We start from the raw sequence: 19,831 nt of genomic DNA on the forward strand, positions 1-19,831 counted from the left end.
ACATCGAGTCAACAGATATTGTGCAACGCCGGGATCGCGGATATGAGGAACAGGGCATGAGAAGGAAGACATGAGAAAACGCAGAGGGGCCGGGCGGCCGACCATCGCTGATGTGGCTGATAAGGCCGGGGTCAGTACGATCACCGTTTCGCGGGCCTTGCGTGATCCGGCCAAGGTATCCGCCCCGTTGCGCGAACGCATCGATGCCGCCGTTCGCAAGCTTGATTATGTTCCCCATTCCCATGCCAGTGCGCTGGCATCATCGCGGTCCAACATTGTTGGCGTGATCGTGCCGTCGCTGACCAATAACGTGTTTGCCGATACGCTGCGCGCGATTTATGACGAGCTGGAACAGGGGCCGCTTCAGGTGCAGCTTGGCAATTCGCGCTATGTCGCGGCAGAAGAAGAACGCCTGATCCGCATTTTCCTTGGGCAGCGCCCTGCGGCCCTGATTGTTGCGGGTGGGGATCAGACCCCGGCGGCGCGGGCCTTGCTGGAAAGTGCCGATTGTCCGGTGGTGCAGGTCATGGAAGTCGATCCCGATCCAATTGATATGATGGTCGGATTCTCGCATTTCGAAGGCGGGCGCGCGGCCGGATATCACCTGTTGCAGCGTGGATATCGCAATATTGGTTTCATCGGTGCACGCATGGACCCGCGATCACGCCGCCGCATGGAAGGCTTTGCCGAAGCACTGCGATCAGCAGGCCGGTATGATTCGGAGCTGTTCATGACAACAACCCGGTCATCAAGCACATCACTGGGCGCAGAACTGATCGCAACGTTGCGTGCAAAGCGCCCGGATATAGAAGCGGTTTTCTGCAACAATGATGATATGGCGCTGGGCGTTCTGTTTGGCTGCCAGCATGCCGGTCTTAGCGTGCCCGAAGACCTTGGCATTATCGGTTTCAACGATCTTGAAATGATGGCAGCGGCCTGTCCGTCATTGACCAGTATCCGGACAAACCGCTACGGGATCGGTAAAACGGCGGTTGATATGATCCGGACAAGGCTGGATGGTGAAGAACCGGAAAACCGCGTTGTCGATCTTGGTTTCCAGTTGCAGGAACGTCAAAGTACCGCGCGACGGGGCTGATATACTGTTCTAATCGTGATGGATCGGGAAACGTCCGGCCAGTTCGGCAACCAGATCCTTTGGTCCTGAAATCCGGATATGCGTGCCCATGCTATCAAATTGCCGGTCCAGAACCGTGATCCCATCCTGTGCGCAGGCCTGTTCGAGCGTTCCGGCGTCGGAAAATCCGGCAAACAGTTCCGCCTCTCCCTCTGGGACATAATCGATGAAATCAGCGACGCTGCAAACCGCATTTGCCGCCCCGCTATAAGCGCGCACCAATCCGCCGGTGCCAAGCTTCACACCGCCAAAATAGCGCGTGACGATCACCGCAACATTGATCAGATCACGCCCCTGAAGCACCTTCAGGCACGGCACGCCAGATGTGCCCGATGGTTCGCCATCATCCTTGCCATGTTCGATCAACTGGTCTGCGTCATTCAAGTAACGATAGGCGGTAACATGATGATTGGCCTTGGGATGGGCGATGCGCAGTTCCGCCAGTCGTGCCGCAAGATGGTCATAGGGGACCAGCTCGGCCAGGAAGCGCGATTTCTTTTCTTCAGTTTCGGCGAATGCAGGGCGGATGATGGTTTTCATCACGACTGGATAGCAAAGGCAGGCGCAATGCACCAGCGTGCTCAAGCGTTAAGGGTGAAACAGTGCGAATTTGCCGATCAGGATCACCCCGAAGATCACCAGCATGATCAGGACCAGCCTGCGGAAACTTTCCGCATCCATGCGTGATCTGACAATGCCGCCAAGCTTGGTGCCCAGATAAACCGGTATTAACCCGGCAAGAGATATCCAGACAGTTTCAAGCGTCATCAGGCCAAGTTTTGACAGGCCAATGGCCATCACGATGCTCGACAGGCTGAAGGAAATATTGATCGCCTGTATGAAACGTTTCGGGTCCAGACGAAGGGCCAGCAGGAAAGGCAGAACCGGCATGACCTGTGATCCGGTAATGCCATTGACAAGCCCCGTTGCGAACCCCATCACCGGGGCCAATGGTTTTTGCAGTTTTTCCGGTACCGGCCGCCCCGGCCGCCATAATGTCACTGCGCCGTAAACCATCAAAACAACGCCAAGAACCGCCCCCGCCATCAGGCTGTTGACCAGATCAAGCACCACAAGCCCGACGACAAGCCCTGGCACGGTGGCAACGAACATAGGCCAGAACCGCTTGACGGTTTCGTGAAAATGCCCGGCCTGTGCCATGACGATGCTGTTGCTGACCAGTGATGGAATGATCACCAGCGGCATCGCGGCCTTTAATCCGATACCAAGGGCGAGAACCGGCAGGGCGGATGTTGAAAAGCCAAGCCCGGTTGCCCCTTTGACAAAAGCGGCAATGAAATAGGCGCAGGCAATGATCACTGCCGTTTCGATTGTCATAGGGGTTCCGTTGATCCTGCTTGGAATACCCTTGTCTAATAGATGATAAGTTTATCGATTAATACTGGTTTTCAGGATGTTCCGGGGTTAACGCCGGAATCTACAAGGCGGTTACGAGGACTAAGTATCCTCGTCTTGCATATCGACATCGTCGTCATTCTGATAAGGGGAGGGAGCGTTGTTGCAGTTTCCTTCCGGGGGAACGGTATAGGTTACGCCCTGATTGGTTGGCATTGCGTTTGCCTGCCGAATGTTTGCGCCGGGTAGTTGACGCACTTCTTGAGTAAAAGGCGCGTGGGCTGGATAAAGTGCATTGGATTTTGCCTGATTGCAGGCCAAACAGATCATGCAAAGATTATCGTGGTCGGCGCAGGCGACATCGACCAGAGAATGGGTGATCGGGTTCTGGAAGGCAGGCACATTGAACCTGAACTGTGTTTGCCCATTGACGCGTGTGGCGGTCAATATTTCTATTGGATCGTCTTCATCGTCATTGCGCCATGTTTCGTAGAATGTCTTGTCGGTCTCCCCGTAACCGAGGACGTAATATTGAACAAAACTGAAATCGGGGAGACTGATGGTCGTTTCCCCCAATGTGTTGCCCCAGGAGCCGTTGCCAGCCATAGGGTTATTATTGTGCTGCGCAGCCAGATTACTAATCTGTTGGTATCTGTTTTGATTTGCACCGGTAAACATGTCTTTTAATAGGCTGTCGGGAAAATTGTGATCTGCCTGTGCAAAGGCATTGGGAACTTTGCGTTGGCAGGCAGGGCAGGTAAACCATGCCTCGCATCCGGATCCAAAATCGAAGTCGCCGGACGTGCCGTCTGTTCCCGGGTACCAGTATGAATTGTAAGCTGTTGATGCTTCGGGTGTCGGGCGTAAGAGATTTCCATTTGTGTCCAGAAGAACAAACATGGCGTTACATCCCTATAAAATCTGGCTGACATAGAGGCGCCAATTCATGATCGGCGGATCAAACGGTCCCGGTGCCATGGATGGCAGGCTGGGCTTGTATTGCTTGCTGGCTTTTTCAAGCCGCCACTCAAACCGCATCTCGGATGTGGAGGTTGGCAGGGGTGGCGGAACCGGATTATCTGAGCTTTGGCAGGGGGCCACGCTGTCGGTCGGTTTCCATGGCCCCCAAACCGAACGCGGTATTGGAATTGCCGGGCCAGGCGGACCCATCAACGATTTGCGAAAGGCAAAACTATTGCTGTTGGTTGTGGGCATGGCCTTTATCTTTCCAAAGTTGCTGGCCTTTTGCCGACGGACGCGAGGTAAGTTTGTGATGGACAGATACGAAAACCGGAAGTGCTGATAGGGCGTTGATGGCATGAAGGGCAGCCGGATTCGCAAGATTTCCGGAGCCCCGACGGAAACGGGCACCCTCCCAAATCCATCTGGAATGGCGGCTTGGGGTGGAATTTTGCGTTTTGTTTGTGGGTATTGGTAAAAATTTGCGGGTTTTTCTTTGCGAATTGCACGGAAGGGGTGGAAATGCGGTTGCAAAACCCGTATCAAGTTTGGCCCGGTTGACAGCATCGGCGATATGGGCGGAAATCCGCTGTGACGCTGAGTATATGGTATAGTAACGGCATGATGGACATGCCGGATTGAGAGGAAGCAAATGAGCAAGAGCTGGAGCATTGATAGTTGGCGCAAACTGCCTGTGAAGCAGATGCCGACATATCCGGATGCACAGGCCGTCAAGGCCGTAGAGCAAGAGCTCGGCAGCTATCCTCCTTTGGTGTTTGCTGGCGAAGCGCGCGCGTTGAAAGAAAAGCTTGGTGAAGTTGCCGAAGGCAACGCATTCCTGCTGCAGGGCGGGGACTGTGCCGAGAGCTTTAAGGAATTTCACCCGAACAACATTCGCGACACCTTTAAGGTCATGTTGCAGATGGCGGTTGTCCTGACCTATGGCGCGGCATGCCCGGTGGTCAAGGTTGGCCGTATGGCGGGGCAGTTTGCCAAGCCGCGCTCGGCGGATACCGAAACCATTGATGGCGTCGAACTGCCAAGCTATCGCGGTGACAATATCAACGGCATCGAGTTTACATCCGAAGCCCGTGTTCCTGATCCGCAGCGCCAGATCCGTGCCTATAACCAGTCGGCATCGACGCTGAACCTTTTGCGTGCTTTCGCGCAGGGCGGGTTTGCCGACCTGAGTAAAATACACCGTTGGAACCTGTCATTTGTCGATAACAGCCCCGCGGGCGAACGATATCGCAAGATGACAACCCAGATTGACGAAGCTGTTGCCTTCATGCAGGCGTGCGGCATCACGGCCGAAACCGCCCCGCAGATGCGCGAGACGGATTTCTATACCTCGCACGAGGCGCTTTTGCTGGGTTACGAACAGGCCTTGACCCGTCAGGACAGCCTGACCGGTGACTGGTACGACTGTTCGGCGCATATGCTGTGGATCGGTGATCGTACCCGTCAGCTTGACGGGGCGCATGTTGAATTCATGCGTGGTGTGAACAATCCGATTGGCATGAAATGCGGACCGACCACCGAAGAAGACGATCTGATCCGTCTGATCGATGCGTTGAACCCGAAAAACGAAGCCGGTCGTCTGACTCTGATCGCACGCATGGGAGCGGGCAAGGTTGAAGATCACCTGCCCCGTCTGGTGCAGCGGGTCAAGGCAGAGGGCCGCAAGGTTGTCTGGTCCTGCGATCCGATGCATGGCAACACGATCAAGGCGGCGAACGGTTATAAAACCCGTCCGTTCGATGCGATCCTGTCGGAAGTCAAATCGTTCTTTGATGTGCACAAGGCCGAAGGCACCCATGCCGGTGGCGTTCATTTTGAAATGACCGGTACGGATGTGACCGAATGCATTGGCGGTGCACGTGAAGTGACGGTCGACAGCCTGTCGGATCGTTACCACACCCATTGCGATCCGCGTTTGAATGGCGGGCAGGCCCTTGAACTTGCCTTCCTGATCGCCGAAATGATCAAAAAAGAACGCGACAGCGTTCGTGCGGAGCAGCTTGCAGCGTCGGCATAATTGAACATCGAACAATTGATGCGAAAAGGCGTTCGGGAAACCGGACGCCTTTTTTATAGGTGGCATGTCTTTTTGAGAGTTGAGTTCGTGGTTTTTTCTATTTAAGGGATGCGTGGCTGGAGGATGTTTCGTTAATTCTGACAGTGAGTATGCATTTTGCCTCTACACTGATTGGCACAACATCCTTAAGTATAGACAATCGCGGCACGATATCGCGGGGATTTTGGGGAAGGGGTCGCACGAAACATGGTGGATGAGGCGGATTTCGCCGCATGGCAGAAAAAAGTGGAGGGAACCAACATTTCCTCGACCACGCTGCTTGCGACCGATTACCTGAACCATTTCAATGAAATCGTGATGCTTCTGGAAATGGTTCCTGACATGCCCGACATGATTGAGGACTGCAAGGAATGGGCGCCGAAAAGCTATCAGGACCATTTCCGTGACAGTGCCTTTTCCGACAAGGAATTGGCGATTGAGGCCTATGATCATGTGCCGGCTCGTTTCCGACGCCCGTTCGAGGAAACCATCGAGCATATGAATGCCATCGTGTTTCGCGCCAACGAACAGCTTGATGCGCTGATTGCCGAGGGTAATGAAGACCTTTTACGCGAAACTGCCAGTACGGTGACATTGTCCCTGCAGCGTTTCATGGATGTCGCAAGTGGCATCATCCATGGGTCGGCCAAAACCATGAGCCAGGATGAAATTGACGCTGCACTGGCGCTGTAAAAATCCCGCATAAAAAAGGCCGGGTGTTTTATGTTTCCCGGCCTTCGCATTGTCGGATCGATCGATCAATCCATCATATCGGCCAGTTCTGCATCAAGCGTTTCGATTTCGCCACGCAGTTTTGGCAGGATATCGGTGCGTGCAGCCGCGACCTGCTGTTTCATGTTTTCAATGGCGCGACGGGAATAGCCGTTGGCCGACTGTTGCTGGAACAGACTGGTCATCTGGGCTTCGATACCGGTATAGAAACGACGCACGCCAGTAATGATTTCCGGATGGACCTCGAACGTACGCGGTGAATAACGCATCGTCGACCAGACCATATCGTCAAGCCGATGCGTCGCTTCTGGCGTCAGTTCGCGGGCGTGCCATTTCATCGGGGCTTCGGGATATTCCGCGATCCATTGTTCTACACGCTCGATATTGTCGACAAACTCGGCCTCAAGCGATTTTTCCAGATAGCTGACATCCGACAGACTTTGATAGCGGTCGAAATCAACCGCAATCCGGAAGCCGGCAAAGCTTGCCAGATACACACCAAGAACCGTTGATGCCAGAATGATGCACTGGGTGAACCAGAATTCGATATTGGGTTTGCCGCTGACGCTAAGAAAGCGGAACGGGGATAAAAAGAGACGCATTATTCTGATCCTTCCGGAGCTTCGTATTCGTCGTAGATTGTTGATTGCCCTTCGAGGGCATCGACATATCGTTCGAAAGCTGTCTGTAGCGGTATCGGTTCACCAAGCGGCAGATTGCGGTCCGCAACCATTTTATTAAGGCGTCGCACGCGATCCATTGGATGAGGGTGCGTGCCGAGATAATCAAGCATGCTCTCATCCTCCTGCATCATTGCAAGCTTGGCAAAGGTGGTTGCGACATCGGTGGCATGGCCATATTTCGCCATGACGATATCGAGTCCCCATTTATCGGCATCAAGTTCCTGGGATCGGGAATAATCCAGATCGGCCAGCATTTTCGGCCAACCGGCGATCCAGGTGGTCAGAACCGCATCGGCCTGGAACATCATCGCCGACAGGGCAACGCCAACCGCCTGCCGCCCTAGCCCTTCAAGATGATCACGGCCATTATAATGGCCGATTTCATGACCAAGGATGGATAATAGTTCGTTTTCGGTATCGACCAGTTCAAGCATGCCGGTATGCACAAGGATCAGCCCACCGGGCAGGGCGGCGGCATTTGGCGTGTCATCGGGGATAATGACAACTTCGAAATCATAGGCCGCAGCCGGGCCAAGGGCTGATTTCGGGATCGAGTTGATCAGATCAAGGATATAGCGTTCCGGCAGGCTGCGTTGATCATCGCTGCGGCGTTCGGTGATGTAGTCGCCTTCAAGCTCGGACCAGATGGCGATTTCATCCTTGATCGAAATCTGGCGGGTTGCCCATTCGACAGCAAAACCGCTGGCAGCGTAAATGCCCCAGCAGATAAACAGAAACGCCGCACTTGCCGATGTAAATTCAACCAGCAGGTTTTTATGGCTGATATTGATGCCATCATCAGGCAGGGCAGACGGAAAGCCGCCGCTGGGGCGTTTGTCGGTATAAAGGGCCGTGCCCGAAACCATCATTTCAACCATGCCGCGGCCAAGCTGGGCGGTGGTCATGCGGATGCCGGTAATGTGGGATGCACCCTTGGCGTCGGTCCGCATGCGCAGCATGGCTTCGCGTTTGGCACGCGTGATGGTGGCTTCGTGTGCCCCCAGTCGGCCGCCAACGAAAATGCGCAGACGCGCAAGCAGATTGCGGAACCGGTCTTCGCCGATCACAACCTTGCCGGTGACCATTCTGCTATAACGCAGAACGATGTCTTCGGGGGCATGGTCCTCGGTGCTCAGGTGCTGATTTGGCAAAAGTTGCTCGTCACGGCGCAGGGCGCGTTCGTGGGCGGCTTCAGCCAGACGGCCTGTCACAAAGGCGATCCCGATCAGGATCATTAGCATGATCCCCGGAACAAATAGTTCCTGCATTGGAAAAGACTCCGGGGATTATTTCAGGCGAACAGCCGTGCCATAGGCAAAGATTTCAGCCGCCTTGTATGCGACCTGCGATGTGGAAAAATGCACATCAACAACCGCATCGGCATCCATCACACCGGCCTGTTTGACCAGGCGTTCGAGGGCCTCGGTCTGGGCCTGTTCTAGAAGACGGGTATAAGAACGCACTTCGCCGCCAAACAGGTTTTTGAAAAAGGCAAAAATATCAAACAGGAAGCTTCGGCTGCGAACCGAACTGCCAAATACGATGCCCAGATTTTCGCTGATTTCACGGCCCGGAATATGGGATATTGTCACGACCGGCAATTCTGCCGCCGTGTTTTGGTTTTTCGTCATTGGTTTGCTCGTCTCAAATTATTGTTTTTGGTGCCGATTTTTCGGCTGGCGCAATAAAGCCACTTTGCGAACGTATTGCAAGCGATTATCAAGTGACGGTGAATGAAGTTGCGATGACAGTGCAAAAATACGGCATTGTTGCCGATGCAGTGCTGCTATCGAGCATTCGGCAATTGACACCAAACCGGACGCCTCCTATTCCAACATCATGACAAATATGCTTGCCATCGCGATTGCCCAGCTTAACCCCATTGTCGGCGACGTTGCCGGGAATGCCGAGAAAGTTGTGGCTGCCTGGGAAACTGCGGCCGATCAGGGCGCGGATATTGTCCTTTATTCCGAACTGGTTCTGTCGGGCTATCCGCCCGAGGATCTGGTGATGAAGCCTGCCTTCATGCGCCATCTGCGTCATGCGGTCGAAGATATCTGCGAACGCACCAGGTCGCGCAAAAACGGCCCGGCCTTGTTGTTAACGGCACCGTGGGATATTGACGGGGAACGCTTTAACGCGGTTCTTCTGATCGATCAGGGCAAGATCGAAACGGTGCGGGCAAAAAACGACCTGCCGAATTATGGCGTGTTTGATGAAAAACGCGTGTTCAGCGCCGGACCGATGCCCGACGTCGTGTCATTCCGGGGGGTAACACTTGGTGTGCCAATCTGCGAGGATGTCTGGACGCCAAAGGTTGTTGCCCATCTGCGAGATCGCGGGGCGGAAATTTTCCTGGTGCCGAACGGATCACCGTTTGAGGCCGACAAGGGCGATCTGCGCCGTAACCTGATTGCGGATCGGGTCCGTGAAACCGGCGTCCCGATGATTTACTGCAACGAAGTCGGTGGTCAGGACGAACTGGTGTTTGATGGCGGCTCGTTCGGTCTTAACGGTGATGGATCATTGGCCGTGGCCCTGCCGGGCTTTGCCGAGGATGTCGTGACCAATACGTGGTCGCGTGGTGACGATGGCACCTGGCGGTGTGATAAGACTGCACCAAAGGCCGACTATCCAAGCGGGCTTGATGCAATATACCAGACATTGGTTCTGGGGCTTCGGGATTATGTGAACAAAAACCGGTTCCCCGGTGTTGTGATCGGCATGTCGGGCGGGATTGATAGCGCGCTTTCAGCCGCCATTGCCGTTGATGCGCTGGGATCAGATCGGGTGCGGCTGGTGATGATGCCGTCACCCTATACATCGCGTGAAAGCCTTGAGGATGCCGAACAATGCGCTGGGATGCTGAAAACCGGGATTGAAAACATCAATATCGGGCCTGCCATGGAAGCATTCGAACAGATGCTTGCCCCGGCATTCGAAGGCCGCGACCCGGATATTACCGAAGAAAACATTCAGGCCCGTTCGCGCGGGATCATCCTGATGGGGCTTTCAAACAAGTTCGGCCATATGGTTCTGGCGACGGGCAACAAGTCGGAAATGTCGGTCGGCTATGCCACGCTGTATGGTGACATGTGCGGTGGCTATTCGGTTTTGAAAGATCTTTATAAAACAACGGTTTTTGCGCTTTGCCATTGGCGCAATGCCCATCATCCGATAGGCGCACTGGGCCCGGACGGCATTGTGATCCCGGAACGGATCATTACCAAGCCGCCATCGGCCGAATTGCGCCCGGATCAGAAAGACGAAGATAGCCTGCCGCCTTATGACGTTCTTGATGATATCCTGCATCAGATGATTGAAGGCGAACGGTCTGTTTCCGAGATTGTGCAAAGCGGCCATGACGAGGCCACGGTACGCCGGGTCTGGCGATTGCTTGACCGGGCGGAATATAAACGCCGACAGGCACCGCCCGGGGTGAAGATCACGCCGCGTGCCTTTGGCCGCGACCGCCGCTATCCGATTACCAACGGTTTCACGAATTTAGTGACCTGAAAAAAGTTTGAAATGACAAAACCTGTCCTGCGATTTGCACCCAGCCCGACCGGGCTTCTTCACGTCGGTAATGCCCGCGTTGCCATGATGAACTGGCTTTATGCCCGTAAACATGGTGGAGAGTTCATTCTGCGCTTTGACGATACCGATCCGGTCCGTTCCAAAGACGAATATGTTGATGCGATCCGCGAAGACCTGAAATGGCTTGGCATCGACTGGGACCGCGAAGAACGTCAAAGCCTGCGTCAGGATAAATATGACGCGGCGATTGATGACCTGAAATCGCGCAACATGCTTTATCCGTGCTACGAGACCGAAGGCGAACTTAACTGGAAACGCAAGGCCGCCCGCCAGCGTCACCAGCCGTTTATCTATGACCGCAAGGCATTGACGCTTTCGGATGATGAAATTGCCCATCTTGAGGCCGAGGGCCGCAAGCCGCACTGGCGCTTCCTTCTGACGGATGGGGTGGTTGAATGGGATGACCTGACGCGCGGGATTTGCACGTTTGACACCGAACATGTGTCCGACCCGGTTCTGATCCGCGAAGACGGATCGCTGCTTTATATGCTGGGGTCGGTCGTCGATGATCTTGAAATGGGTGTTACCCATATCATTCGCGGCGAAGACCATGTGACCAACACGGTGTCGCAGATCCTGCTTTATATGGCGATGGGCGGTAAGCCCGGCGCGCTTGAATTTGCCCATATGCCGCTTCTGGCGGGGCCGGGTGGTTCGCAGCTATCCAAACGTCTGGGCAGCCTTTCGCTTCGCGAATTGCGCAATGACGGGTTCGAGGTCGCATCACTTGTCGGTCTTCTGACCGGACTTGGCGCATCGGACAAGATCGAACCGGCAACACTTACCGAAGTGCTTGGGAAGTTCGATCTTTCGCATTATGGCCGTTCGACCCCGAAATTCGATCCGGCGGAACTTGCCAGCCTGAACGAAAAAGTCGTTCATGACATGTCGTTTGAAACGGCAAAGCCAAAGCTTGAGGCCCTTGGTTTGGGAGACGCGCCGGAAGAATTCTGGAACGCGGTGCGCGGCAATTGCTGGCGCGTGGCAGAAGCAGTTGAATGGTGGGATGTGATCACCAAGCAGGTCATCCCGCAGATCGACGATGCCGATGTGGAATTTTTAAAGCAGGCCGCCGATATGCTGCCCGAAGGTAACCTTGATGCGACCAGCTGGAAAGCATGGACCGGTGCGATCAAGGATGCGACGGGCCGCAAGGGCAAGGAGCTTTTCATGCCGCTTCGCAAGGCACTGACGGGGCGTGAACATGGCCCGGAAATGTCGGCGATGCTGGTTCTGATCGGACGTGAAAAGGCGTGTGAGCGGCTTTGTGGAAAGGCGGTCTAAGGCAAACAGCTTTGACCGCCGGAAATATCCTGCAAATCCGAAAACACAAGCCATATGGACCGAAAACATGACCAAGACCACATTGCGTATCTATGACACCTTAAGCCGCGAAAAGCAGGTGTTCGAGCCGATCGATGCAAGCCATGTCCGGCTTTATGTCTGCGGCCCGACGGTTTATGACTATGCCCATGTCGGCAATGCACGGCCTGTTGTGGTGTTTGATACGCTGGTGCGTGTGTTGCGTCATATCTATCCAAACGTGACCTATGTGCGCAACGTCACCGACGTTGATGACAAGATCAACGAACGCGCCCGCCAAAGCGGCGAGCCGATTTCGGAAATCACCAAACGCACCCATCAGGCCTATCTGGAGGATATGGGCGCGCTTAATGCTGCCAAGCCCGATATCGAACCGCGCGCGACCGAACATATCGCCGAAATGATCGAGATGTGCGAAAGCCTGATCGAACAGGACTTTGCCTATGCCGCCGAAGGGCACGTGCTGTTTTCGGTCGGCCAGTATGAAGAATACGGCAAACTGTCGCGTCGCGACCGCAAGGAAATGATCGCCGGTGCCCGGGTTGAAGTCGCCCCCTATAAAAAGGATCCGGCGGACTTCGTTCTGTGGAAACCGTCCGATGACGAGACGCCGGGCTGGGAAAGCCCATGGGGTCGCGGACGTCCGGGTTGGCATATTGAATGCTCTGCCATGTCGACGCGCTATCTGGGCGAGAATTTCGACATTCATGGCGGCGGATCGGATCTGGTTTTCCCGCATCATGAAAACGAAATCGCGCAAAGCTGCTGCGCGAACAAGGGTTCTAGTTACGCCAAATACTGGATGCATAACGGCCATCTGATGGTCGAAGGTGAAAAGATGTCCAAGTCGCTTGGCAACTTTGTCACCGTGCACGAGCTTTTGGAAAACTGGCCGGGCGAGGCGATCCGGCTTGCGATGCTGGGAACCCACTATCACCAGCCGATCAACTGGACCGAAGAAAACCTGCGTCAGGCCAAAGAGGCGCTGGATCGGTTCTATACCGCCCTTCGTCAGACCACTGATATCGAACCGGAAAACACTCCGGTGCCGGAATCGGTCCTGAATGCGCTGTGTGATGATCTTAATACGCCGCTGGCGATTGCGGAATTCCATGAACTGGTGACCGAACTGAACAAGGCGACCAAGAAATACGACAAGGCCGAGGCCAAGGGCCGTGTTCTGGCGGCGGCAACGTTGCTGGGTATTCTTGAAAATGACCCGGAAGCCTGGTTCACCGGTTCTGCCGATGAAGACGAGGCCGCCGAGATTGACAGCCTGATCCAGCAGCGTGCAGAAGCGAAGAAAAACCGCGATTTCGCAACGGCCGATCAGATCAGAAACGATCTTTTGGCGCGCGGTATCCTGCTTGAAGACTTCAAGGAAGGTACAAGCTGGAAACGCGTTTGATCCGTCGGATTTGAATTGGAAAAGGCACCGCCGGGAGACCTGCGGTGCCTTTTTACTTTAAGCGGCCATGGCGTCCAGTTCGTCAAACAGTTCCTGTGCGGCGTTAAGGCCGTTGATCGCGGCTGGAAGACCGCCATAAACCGCCATCTGCCAGATCGCTTCGATGATTTCTTCGCGCGTTGCCCCGACGGCAAGAGAGTGTTTGATATTGACCTTAAGCTGCGGTGCGGTTTGCCCGCCCAGAACCGTCAGGGCGGAAATCGTGCAAAGCTGACGGGTTTTCAGATCAAGGTTGGACCGCGCGTAATGACGGCCATAAGCCCATTCAACGAGGCTTTCGGCAAATCCGGGCACCAGGGCATCGTATTTTTCGGCCAGCGTACCTTCAAGCAGCGGGTTCAGACGTGCGACAACATCGCGCCCGGCGTCGAGCGCGCTTTTCTGTTCAGCCATAAGGGGCTCCTGTAAGGTCTTTTTCGGGATCAGGCCGTTTTCTTGCGGCCGATTTCGTCGTAATTGGCGATCTTGTAATCAAGCACTTCGAGGGTTTCGGTCAGTTCGGCGATTTTTTGGGCCAACCCGGTGCGATAGATTTCGAGAAGTTCGCGCCGTTCGCCAACCGTTTGTTCGCCCTCGCTGCGCAGACGGGCAAACCGCACCCGGTCGCGGATCGGCATGCCAAGATCCTTGAGGCGTGAAATGAAAGTCAGCCAGTCAAGAATTTCCGGGTCATAGCACCGTCGGCCGCCCGCATCGCGTGACGGTTTGGGCACAAGACCGATTTTTTCGTAATAGCGCAGCGTGTGAATGGGTAAACCGCTTTTGGCCGAGACTTCACCAATCATCATGTCGGTCACCTGTCAGCTTGGGGAACTTTCAAAAGGCTAGCTGCTGGAGTGTACTTTAGGTCAAGCGCAAATTTTTTGCCAGTTTGTGCAACATCTTGCGGTTGCGCAGCCATGACATTCGGACCACCTTCTATCCTGTGACCGGTTATGAACGACAGGGTTGTGATTGCGATGTTTTTACTGGGTCGACGGAATTTCCTTCGTGGGGCGACGGCGATTGGCGCAATAGCGGGCCTTGGCGCGATCAAGCCGCTTTGGGCGCAAACGCTTGATAATCGCAAGATCCCCGATGTGATCAAAAAGCCGATCCCGTCCAGTGGTGAAATGATCCCGGCGGTCGGTCTGGGCAGCTGGATCACGTTTAATGTCGGGAATGATCCGGTTTTGCGCGATCAGTGCGCCAATGTCATGCAGGCGTTTTTTGACGGGGGCGGACGCATGATCGACAGCTCGCCGATGTATGGATCATCCCAGGAGGTGATCGGTTACGGGCTTGATAAACTGGGCGCGCGCGACCGGGTATTTTCCACCGACAAGGTTTGGACTTCGGATGATGGTGCCGAACAGATCGCGCAAACATCCGAGCACTGGAACATCGAAAAATTTGACCTGTTGCAGGTTCATAATCTGGTGGGTATCAACGACAACCTGCCGCTTCTGTTTGATATGAAGGATGCCGGACGGCTGCGTTATGTCGGCGTTACGACATCGCATGGCAGGCGAACCGATGATTTGATGGCGGTGATGAAAAACACGCCGATTGATTTCGTGCAGGTGACTTATAACCCGGTGGATCGCAAGGTTGAGGATTACCTTTTACCGCTGGCCGAGGAACGCGGCATTGCCGTGATCGTCAATCGACCGTTTCGCGGTGGCAGTCTGATTGACCGCTTAGAAGGTGAAAAGCTTCCCGATTTTGCCGCCGAGATCGAGGCAAAAAGCTGGGCGCAGCTGATCCTGAAATATCTGATATCTCACTCGGCGGTAACCTGCCCGATCCCGGCAACCACGCAACCGATGCACGCCATGGAAAACATGCAGGCCGCCACCGGCCCGATGCCCGATGACGACATGCGCCAACGTATTGCTGCCGTGATCGGGGGCCTGTGATGAGCGAATGGTGGAGCTACAGTCTGGCAGATTTTCTGCTGTTTTCGCCGCGCGTTTATTACCGGCTGTTTGAAACGCTGAATACTACGTGGTGGCTGGCGGTGAGTGCCGCACTGGTCGCGGGGATGATCACATTTGGTCTTTCCATCCGGCATGGCAATCGCGGCAACCGGGTGGCGCTTGTTCTGCTGGCGATGATCTGGGGCTGGGTGAGTGCGGGCTTCCTTTGGTATTATTACCAGCCGATCAACTGGATAATCCCGTATTTCATTCCGGCCTTTATTACCGAGGCATTGTTGATGGTGATGTTTGCCGCGCGCCGGATGCCTTTGCGATTTGGCTGGCGCGGTGATTTTTCCTGCATTGCCGGGGTAGTGATGATCGCGATTGCGATTTTCGTCTATCCCTTTGTCGGCTTGATCGAAGGACGCGACCTGATACAGGCGGAACTGTTTGGCAGTGCTGCCGATCCGACGGCCATCGGGACGCTTGGCTTTATCCTGCTGGCGCGCGGGTCGTGGCGCTGGATTTTATTGCCTGTGCCGATGGCGTGGTGTGTACTGGCGAGCGGCACATTGTGGGTGATGGATCAGGATATCGCGCTGCTGCCATTGATTGCGGTTTGGCTGACAGTGCTTGGTGGCTGGATGGATCAGAAGAACGGTGTCACCCGCCGGTCATTGCTTGATGCTGGCGCGGATGACTAGCGCCCGGCAAGCAGGCGAATGCCAACCGCGGCAAAGAACACGCCAAGCAAACCATTAATCCAGCGCGCCGCGCGGCGATAAAGCGAAATGGCTGGTGCGGTCGAAAAGGCGGTGGCATAGGCGAAATGCACAAGTGTTGAAATCGTGCCGCAGCCGATTACGATCACCCACCCCACCCAAATCGGTGTGCCATCGGCAAAGCCGATGGAGATGATGGCAATCCATGTCAGAATTGCCTTGGGATTGGTCAGGTGAAGACCGAGTCCCCGGCCGAAATACCCGACCGGCGAGATGGCTTTGTCGTCGCGCGCAATGGCATCACTGGCCGGTTGCACAGGGTGGAACGCAGAACGAAAGGCTTTGAAAGCCATCCACAAAAGATAAATCCCGCCGGCAATACGAATGACGGTCATGGCATCAGCCCAGCTTGCCAGAAGGGCAGAAAGGCCGGTCAGGGTCAGAATGCCAATGCAAAGCGATCCGGCCCCGATCCCGATGGCAAAGCAATGACCCGCACGGCGCCCGCGTTCAAGTGAGACCCCCATCAGACCCAGCAAGGCAGGGCCGGGGCTGATCAGGCCCATCAGAAGGGCCGCGTAGGCCAGAAATATTCCCGGCAGATAAGGGGCGATATCGGCAAAGTCGATCATGGGGCGGTCCTTTGAACAAGGTGGCAAACATGCCGTGGTGGCGGCATGTAAACTTTACGCCCCGGTTGTGCAACTGTCGAGAATGCAGAAGCCCCGGCGCGAGACGCAACCGGGGCTTTCATGGTCATATCCAATGATCGGTATCAGTCGTCGAGAATGACTTCATCGTCGGCAACTTCAACCTGACGGGCGATTTCGGACAATGCCTGTTCGAAAACCTCGGGCGGATGGCCGCCGGAAATGGCGTATTTACCGTTCACGACATAGGTTGGAACCGATGAAATACCGGCATTGCGGAATTCTTCTTCTTCGGCGCGGACTTCCTTGGCGAACATATCGCTGCCAAGAATTTCGTCTGCCTTTTCCGGTGAAAGGCCAACTTCCTCGGCGGCGCGTTTAAGAACACCGTGTTCGCCGGGGTTTTCGCCCTCCTGAAAATAGGCGCGGAACAGGGCCAGTTTCATTTCGGTCTGTTTGCCTTCTTTGCCCGCCCAATAGAGCATCCGGTGCGCATCAAAGGTATTGTAGATGCGGCTGTCGGAGCTAAAGCGGATGTCAAAGCCGACATTCTCGCCCATCATCGAAATACGGTCGCGGTTTTCCGCACTTTGATCCGGGGTCAGACCGTATTTTTCCTTGATATGTTCTGACAGGTTCTGCCCTTCCGGACCCATATCCGGATTCAGTTCAAACGGGTGCCAGCGCAGCTTGATGTCGACCTGACCGTCAAGGCGTTCCATCGCCTGTTCAAGGTTTTTATAGCCGATGATGCACCAGGGGCAGACAACGTCGGAGACGATATCGATCTGCATCGGGATGCCGTTGCTCATGAATTGTGCCTTGTCTTATGAATATCTGGATGGCCCAGACATAAGCGCTATGGAGCCAAACGCAAGGACAGATATGCAGGGTGGCAAAAGAAACGGCCTGTCCGGGGGAGACAGGCCGTCATATGTGCAACAACTCGGCGGGGGGAGGTCGATCAACGATCTAATCCGAGTTTCGGGGTGTGCACGTGGGACGCTTCTGATGGCAGCGCGGCCAACAGGGTGCGAATTTCAATCCATGCCTTCGATATTCTGGCGACGGGCGTTGTCGACCATATATTCGGCAAATGTTTCAAGAGTGGGACAGGACCAGTCAGCCGCCATTTTCTCGCCGTCGCGTTCCCATTGACCGTACCACCGGTCATCAGGTTCGAGAAAAATCGTATAGGCGGCGAAACGGTCAGACGCCGTCCAGCTGTTTTTGCCTGCACGGTGCCATGTCAGACCCGCAAGCAGCATAACGTCAAAATCTTCGGCGGCTTTTAGTGCCATTTTGGTGTCCCCATCCATGTGAAGCCCGAAGAAATGGGGGGGTGTATTCCCGGTCGCCTCACAATGTATGGTAGAGTTAATCACTACTACCATACCTTTACAACCATTCAGGGGGACAGGTTTGCTATCCTAAAGGTGGGTAATTACGCGATTTCGGGCAAAAAGCAGCGCATAATTGGCATGTCTTGTAATGCGGTTGCGTAAATGACGGTTTTGCGGCAATTTGCCAGACCGCCCGGCAAGCGCCGGAACAAGACAAGATCGATCAGTTTTGGAATGAATATGTCAGACAAGCGCGTCTATCTATACGACAGTACCTTGCGCGACGGGCAGCAGACCCAGGGCGTGGATTTTTCGGCAGCGGACAAAACCGCAATTGCCAAGGCACTGGACGAGCTGTCGATTGACTATATTGAAGGCGGCTGGCCCGGGGCAAACCCGACCGATGACGCATTCTTTGCCAATCCGCCGAAACTTAAAAATTCGAAACTGACCGCCTTTGGCATGACACGGCGCGCAGGGCGTTCGGCATCCAATGATCCGGGGCTGGCAACGTTGGCCCAAAGCGCGCCGATTGTTTGCATGGTTGGAAAAAGCTGGGATTTTCAGGTGACCGAGGCGCTCGGGATTGAGCTTTCGGAGAACCTTGCGATGATTTCGGAATCCATCGCACATCTGAAAAGCCAAGTTTCCGAGGTCATGTTCGATGCCGAGCATTTCTTTGACGGTTACAAGGCCAATCGCGATTATGCCCTTGCCGCGATCAAGGCGGCCTATGAGGCCGGTGCGCGCTGGGTTGTCCTTTGCGATACCAATGGCGGCACCCTGCCCGACGAGATTTTCGACATTGTCACCGATGTCTGCACCCATGTGCCGGGCGGAAATGTCGGTATTCACTGCCATAACGACACCGAGAATGCGGTGGCGAACTCGTTGGCGGCGGTCCGGGCCGGCGTGCGCCAGGTGCAGGGTACGCTGAATGGTCTGGGCGAGCGGTGCGGCAATGCCAACCTGATTTCGATTATCCCGACCCTGATGCTGAAGATGGGATATGACGTCGGCATTTCGCATGAACAACTGACCCATCTGCGCCGTATTTCGCACATTCTTGATGAACGCCTTAACCGCGAACCGACCCGTCAGGCGGCCTATGTCGGCGATAGTGCCTTTGCACACAAGGGCGGATTGCATGTTTCGGCCGTGGAAAAGAACCCGGCCTGTTACGAGCATATCGAGCCGGAGCTTGTCGGAAATCAGCGTCATATCCTTGTGTCGGATCAGGCGGGGCGTTCAAATATTCTGGCCCGGTTCCGTGAAATCGGGGTCGAGGTCGATCCAAAATCCGATGCGGTCGGCAAGCTTGTCGAGGCAGTCAAGCAGCGCGAATTTGACGGTTATGCCTATGACGGAGCCGAAGCCAGTTTCGAACTTCTGGCGCGCAAGGCATTGGGCGAGCTTGACCGTTATTTCCGTGTGACATCTTTCCGCGTGATTGACGAACGTCGCTGGGTGGACGAGCAGGACGAACAGGTCATCACCATGTCCGAGGCCACCGTCAAGGTTGTGGTCGGCGATGGACAGTTCATGTCGGTGGCAGAGGGCAATGGCCCGGTCAACGCGCTTGATGCCGCATTGCGCAAGGTGCTTCTGACCGTGCCGGAATATGTCGAAGCCGTGCAGCAGATCGAACTGATCGACTATAAGGTTCGCATCATAACGCGTGGCGACGGTACGCGTGCGGTCACCCGCGTCATGATCGAAAGCCGCGATGCGGATGGCAATAGTTGGTCAACGGTGGGGGTTTCCACCAACATTATCGAGGCGTCCTATAACGCGCTTCGGGATTCGATCACCTATAAACTGTTCAAATCCGGTGTGCGCAGCCAGCATGCGTGACGGTTGGTTCAGGCGATAAAATTGCAAAGG

The 19,831-nt window shown here is 55.0% G+C and carries 21 protein-coding genes; 10 read left to right on the plus strand and 11 right to left on the minus strand.

Translation table 11 applies throughout. The annotated features are described in order from the left end of the window. Positions 1 to 70: 70 nt before the first annotated feature. Positions 71 to 1,096 (plus strand): LacI family DNA-binding transcriptional regulator, encoded by a 1,026-nt coding sequence (locus P8T57_RS12885; RefSeq protein WP_341363328.1) that lies wholly within the window; start codon positions 71 to 73, stop codon positions 1,094 to 1,096. A gap of 9 nt (positions 1,097 to 1,105) precedes the next feature. Here the strand turns inward: P8T57_RS12885 and P8T57_RS12890 are convergent, their stop codons facing one another. From P8T57_RS12890 to P8T57_RS12900, 3 genes are all read right to left on the minus strand, one after another. Next, positions 1,106 to 1,675 carry a YigZ family protein gene (locus P8T57_RS12890; protein ID WP_341363329.1) on the minus strand — a complete coding sequence of 190 codons (570 nt, stop codon included), beginning with the start codon at positions 1,673 to 1,675 and terminating at the stop codon, positions 1,106 to 1,108. A 48-nt stretch (positions 1,676 to 1,723) separates the two neighbouring features. Then, positions 1,724 to 2,473 carry a sulfite exporter TauE/SafE family protein gene (locus tag P8T57_RS12895; RefSeq protein ID WP_341363330.1) on the minus strand — a complete coding sequence of 250 codons (750 nt, stop codon included), beginning with the start codon at positions 2,471 to 2,473 and terminating at the stop codon, positions 1,724 to 1,726. A gap of 120 nt (positions 2,474 to 2,593) precedes the next feature. After that, a complete protein-coding gene (locus P8T57_RS12900) occupies positions 2,594 to 3,391 on the minus strand; it encodes a hypothetical protein (RefSeq protein ID WP_341363331.1) in 798 nt (265 codons plus the stop codon). A 46-nt stretch (positions 3,392 to 3,437) separates the two neighbouring features. Between P8T57_RS12900 and P8T57_RS12905 the strand changes: the two genes are divergently transcribed. From P8T57_RS12905 to P8T57_RS12915, 3 genes are all read left to right on the plus strand, one after another. Then, positions 3,438 to 3,794, plus strand: a complete 357-nt coding sequence (locus P8T57_RS12905; RefSeq protein WP_341363332.1) for a hypothetical protein — start codon at positions 3,438 to 3,440, stop codon at positions 3,792 to 3,794. 309 nt (positions 3,795 to 4,103) lie between these two features. Beyond that, positions 4,104 to 5,489 (plus strand): 3-deoxy-7-phosphoheptulonate synthase class II, encoded by a 1,386-nt coding sequence (locus P8T57_RS12910; protein WP_007091279.1) that lies wholly within the window; start codon positions 4,104 to 4,106, stop codon positions 5,487 to 5,489. Positions 5,490 to 5,735: 246 nt separating this feature from the next. Then, complete coding sequence (locus P8T57_RS12915; RefSeq protein WP_007091280.1) at positions 5,736 to 6,221, plus strand: hypothetical protein; 486 nt, start codon at positions 5,736 to 5,738, stop codon at positions 6,219 to 6,221. A 65-nt stretch (positions 6,222 to 6,286) separates the two neighbouring features. Here P8T57_RS12915 and P8T57_RS12920 read toward each other — a convergent pair whose 3' ends face one another. The 3 genes from P8T57_RS12920 to P8T57_RS12930 are packed head-to-tail and all read right to left on the minus strand — an operon-like array spanning position 6,287 to position 8,574. Further along, positions 6,287 to 6,862 carry a hypothetical protein gene (locus P8T57_RS12920; protein WP_062952953.1) on the minus strand — a complete coding sequence of 192 codons (576 nt, stop codon included), beginning with the start codon at positions 6,860 to 6,862 and terminating at the stop codon, positions 6,287 to 6,289. Continuing rightward, the gene (locus P8T57_RS12925) at positions 6,862 to 8,211 is read right to left on the minus strand and encodes a M48 family metalloprotease (protein WP_341363333.1); all 1,350 of its coding nucleotides are present in this window, start codon (positions 8,209 to 8,211) and stop codon (positions 6,862 to 6,864) included. Before P8T57_RS12925 ends, P8T57_RS12920 begins: the two co-directional genes overlap by 1 nt. An 18-nt stretch (positions 8,212 to 8,229) precedes the next feature. After that, a complete protein-coding gene (locus P8T57_RS12930) occupies positions 8,230 to 8,574 on the minus strand; it encodes a YbjQ family protein (protein ID WP_007091283.1) in 345 nt (114 codons plus the stop codon). A 208-nt stretch (positions 8,575 to 8,782) separates the two neighbouring features. Here P8T57_RS12930 and P8T57_RS12935 point away from each other — a divergent pair, with 208 nt between their 5' ends. From P8T57_RS12935 to cysS, 3 genes are all read left to right on the plus strand, one after another. After that, positions 8,783 to 10,459 carry an NAD+ synthase gene (locus tag P8T57_RS12935; protein ID WP_341363334.1) on the plus strand — a complete coding sequence of 559 codons (1,677 nt, stop codon included), beginning with the start codon at positions 8,783 to 8,785 and terminating at the stop codon, positions 10,457 to 10,459. 12 nt (positions 10,460 to 10,471) lie between these two features. Then, entirely contained in the window at positions 10,472 to 11,824 is a 1,353-nt protein-coding gene (locus P8T57_RS12940; RefSeq protein ID WP_114095404.1) for a glutamate--tRNA ligase, read from the plus strand. A 67-nt stretch (positions 11,825 to 11,891) separates the two neighbouring features. Continuing rightward, complete coding sequence (gene cysS / locus P8T57_RS12945) at positions 11,892 to 13,271, plus strand: cysteine--tRNA ligase (protein ID WP_341363335.1); 1,380 nt, start codon at positions 11,892 to 11,894, stop codon at positions 13,269 to 13,271. Between the two features lie 57 nt (positions 13,272 to 13,328). Here cysS and P8T57_RS12950 read toward each other — a convergent pair whose 3' ends face one another. Together P8T57_RS12950 and P8T57_RS12955 are read right to left on the minus strand one after the other, a co-directional pair. Beyond that, positions 13,329 to 13,724, minus strand: a complete 396-nt coding sequence (locus tag P8T57_RS12950; protein ID WP_114095403.1) for a carboxymuconolactone decarboxylase family protein — start codon at positions 13,722 to 13,724, stop codon at positions 13,329 to 13,331. A 29-nt stretch (positions 13,725 to 13,753) separates the two neighbouring features. After that, a complete protein-coding gene (locus P8T57_RS12955; RefSeq protein ID WP_114095402.1) occupies positions 13,754 to 14,119 on the minus strand; it encodes a MerR family transcriptional regulator in 366 nt (121 codons plus the stop codon). Positions 14,120 to 14,266: 147 nt separating this feature from the next. On the opposite strand from P8T57_RS12955, the gene P8T57_RS12960 reads away from it, so the two are divergent. Both P8T57_RS12960 and P8T57_RS12965 read left to right on the plus strand, forming a co-directional pair. Beyond that, positions 14,267 to 15,229, plus strand: a complete 963-nt coding sequence (locus P8T57_RS12960) for an aldo/keto reductase (RefSeq protein ID WP_258548514.1) — start codon at positions 14,267 to 14,269, stop codon at positions 15,227 to 15,229. After that, positions 15,229 to 15,936, plus strand: coding sequence for a DUF6064 family protein (locus P8T57_RS12965; protein WP_114095401.1), 708 nt, complete (start codon positions 15,229 to 15,231; stop codon positions 15,934 to 15,936). Before P8T57_RS12960 ends, P8T57_RS12965 begins: the two co-directional genes overlap by 1 nt. On the opposite strand, the gene P8T57_RS12970 is transcribed toward P8T57_RS12965, so the two are convergent. The 3 genes from P8T57_RS12970 to P8T57_RS12980 all read right to left on the minus strand — a co-directional run bounded on the left by P8T57_RS12970 (position 15,933) and on the right by P8T57_RS12980 (position 17,905). Further along, positions 15,933 to 16,586 carry a LysE family transporter gene (locus tag P8T57_RS12970; protein ID WP_114095400.1) on the minus strand — a complete coding sequence of 218 codons (654 nt, stop codon included), beginning with the start codon at positions 16,584 to 16,586 and terminating at the stop codon, positions 15,933 to 15,935. The genes P8T57_RS12965 and P8T57_RS12970 overlap by 4 nt on opposite strands. 143 nt (positions 16,587 to 16,729) lie before the next feature. After that, on the minus strand, positions 16,730 to 17,416 hold the full coding sequence (locus P8T57_RS12975) for a DsbA family oxidoreductase (RefSeq protein ID WP_341363336.1): 687 nt from the start codon (positions 17,414 to 17,416) through the stop codon (positions 16,730 to 16,732). 228 nt (positions 17,417 to 17,644) lie between these two features. Then, positions 17,645 to 17,905: a hypothetical protein gene (locus P8T57_RS12980; RefSeq protein WP_037989561.1), complete on the minus strand. Its 261-nt coding sequence runs from the start codon at positions 17,903 to 17,905 to the stop codon at positions 17,645 to 17,647. A gap of 282 nt (positions 17,906 to 18,187) precedes the next feature. Between P8T57_RS12980 and cimA the strand changes: the two genes are divergently transcribed. After that, positions 18,188 to 19,801: a citramalate synthase gene (cimA, locus tag P8T57_RS12985; protein ID WP_341363337.1), complete on the plus strand. Its 1,614-nt coding sequence runs from the start codon at positions 18,188 to 18,190 to the stop codon at positions 19,799 to 19,801. Positions 19,802 to 19,831 lie beyond the last annotated feature (30 nt).

Source organism: Thalassospira sp. SN3W (assembly GCF_038070535.1).
Taxonomy (GTDB): Bacteria; Pseudomonadota; Alphaproteobacteria; order Rhodospirillales; family Thalassospiraceae; genus Thalassospira; species Thalassospira xiamenensis.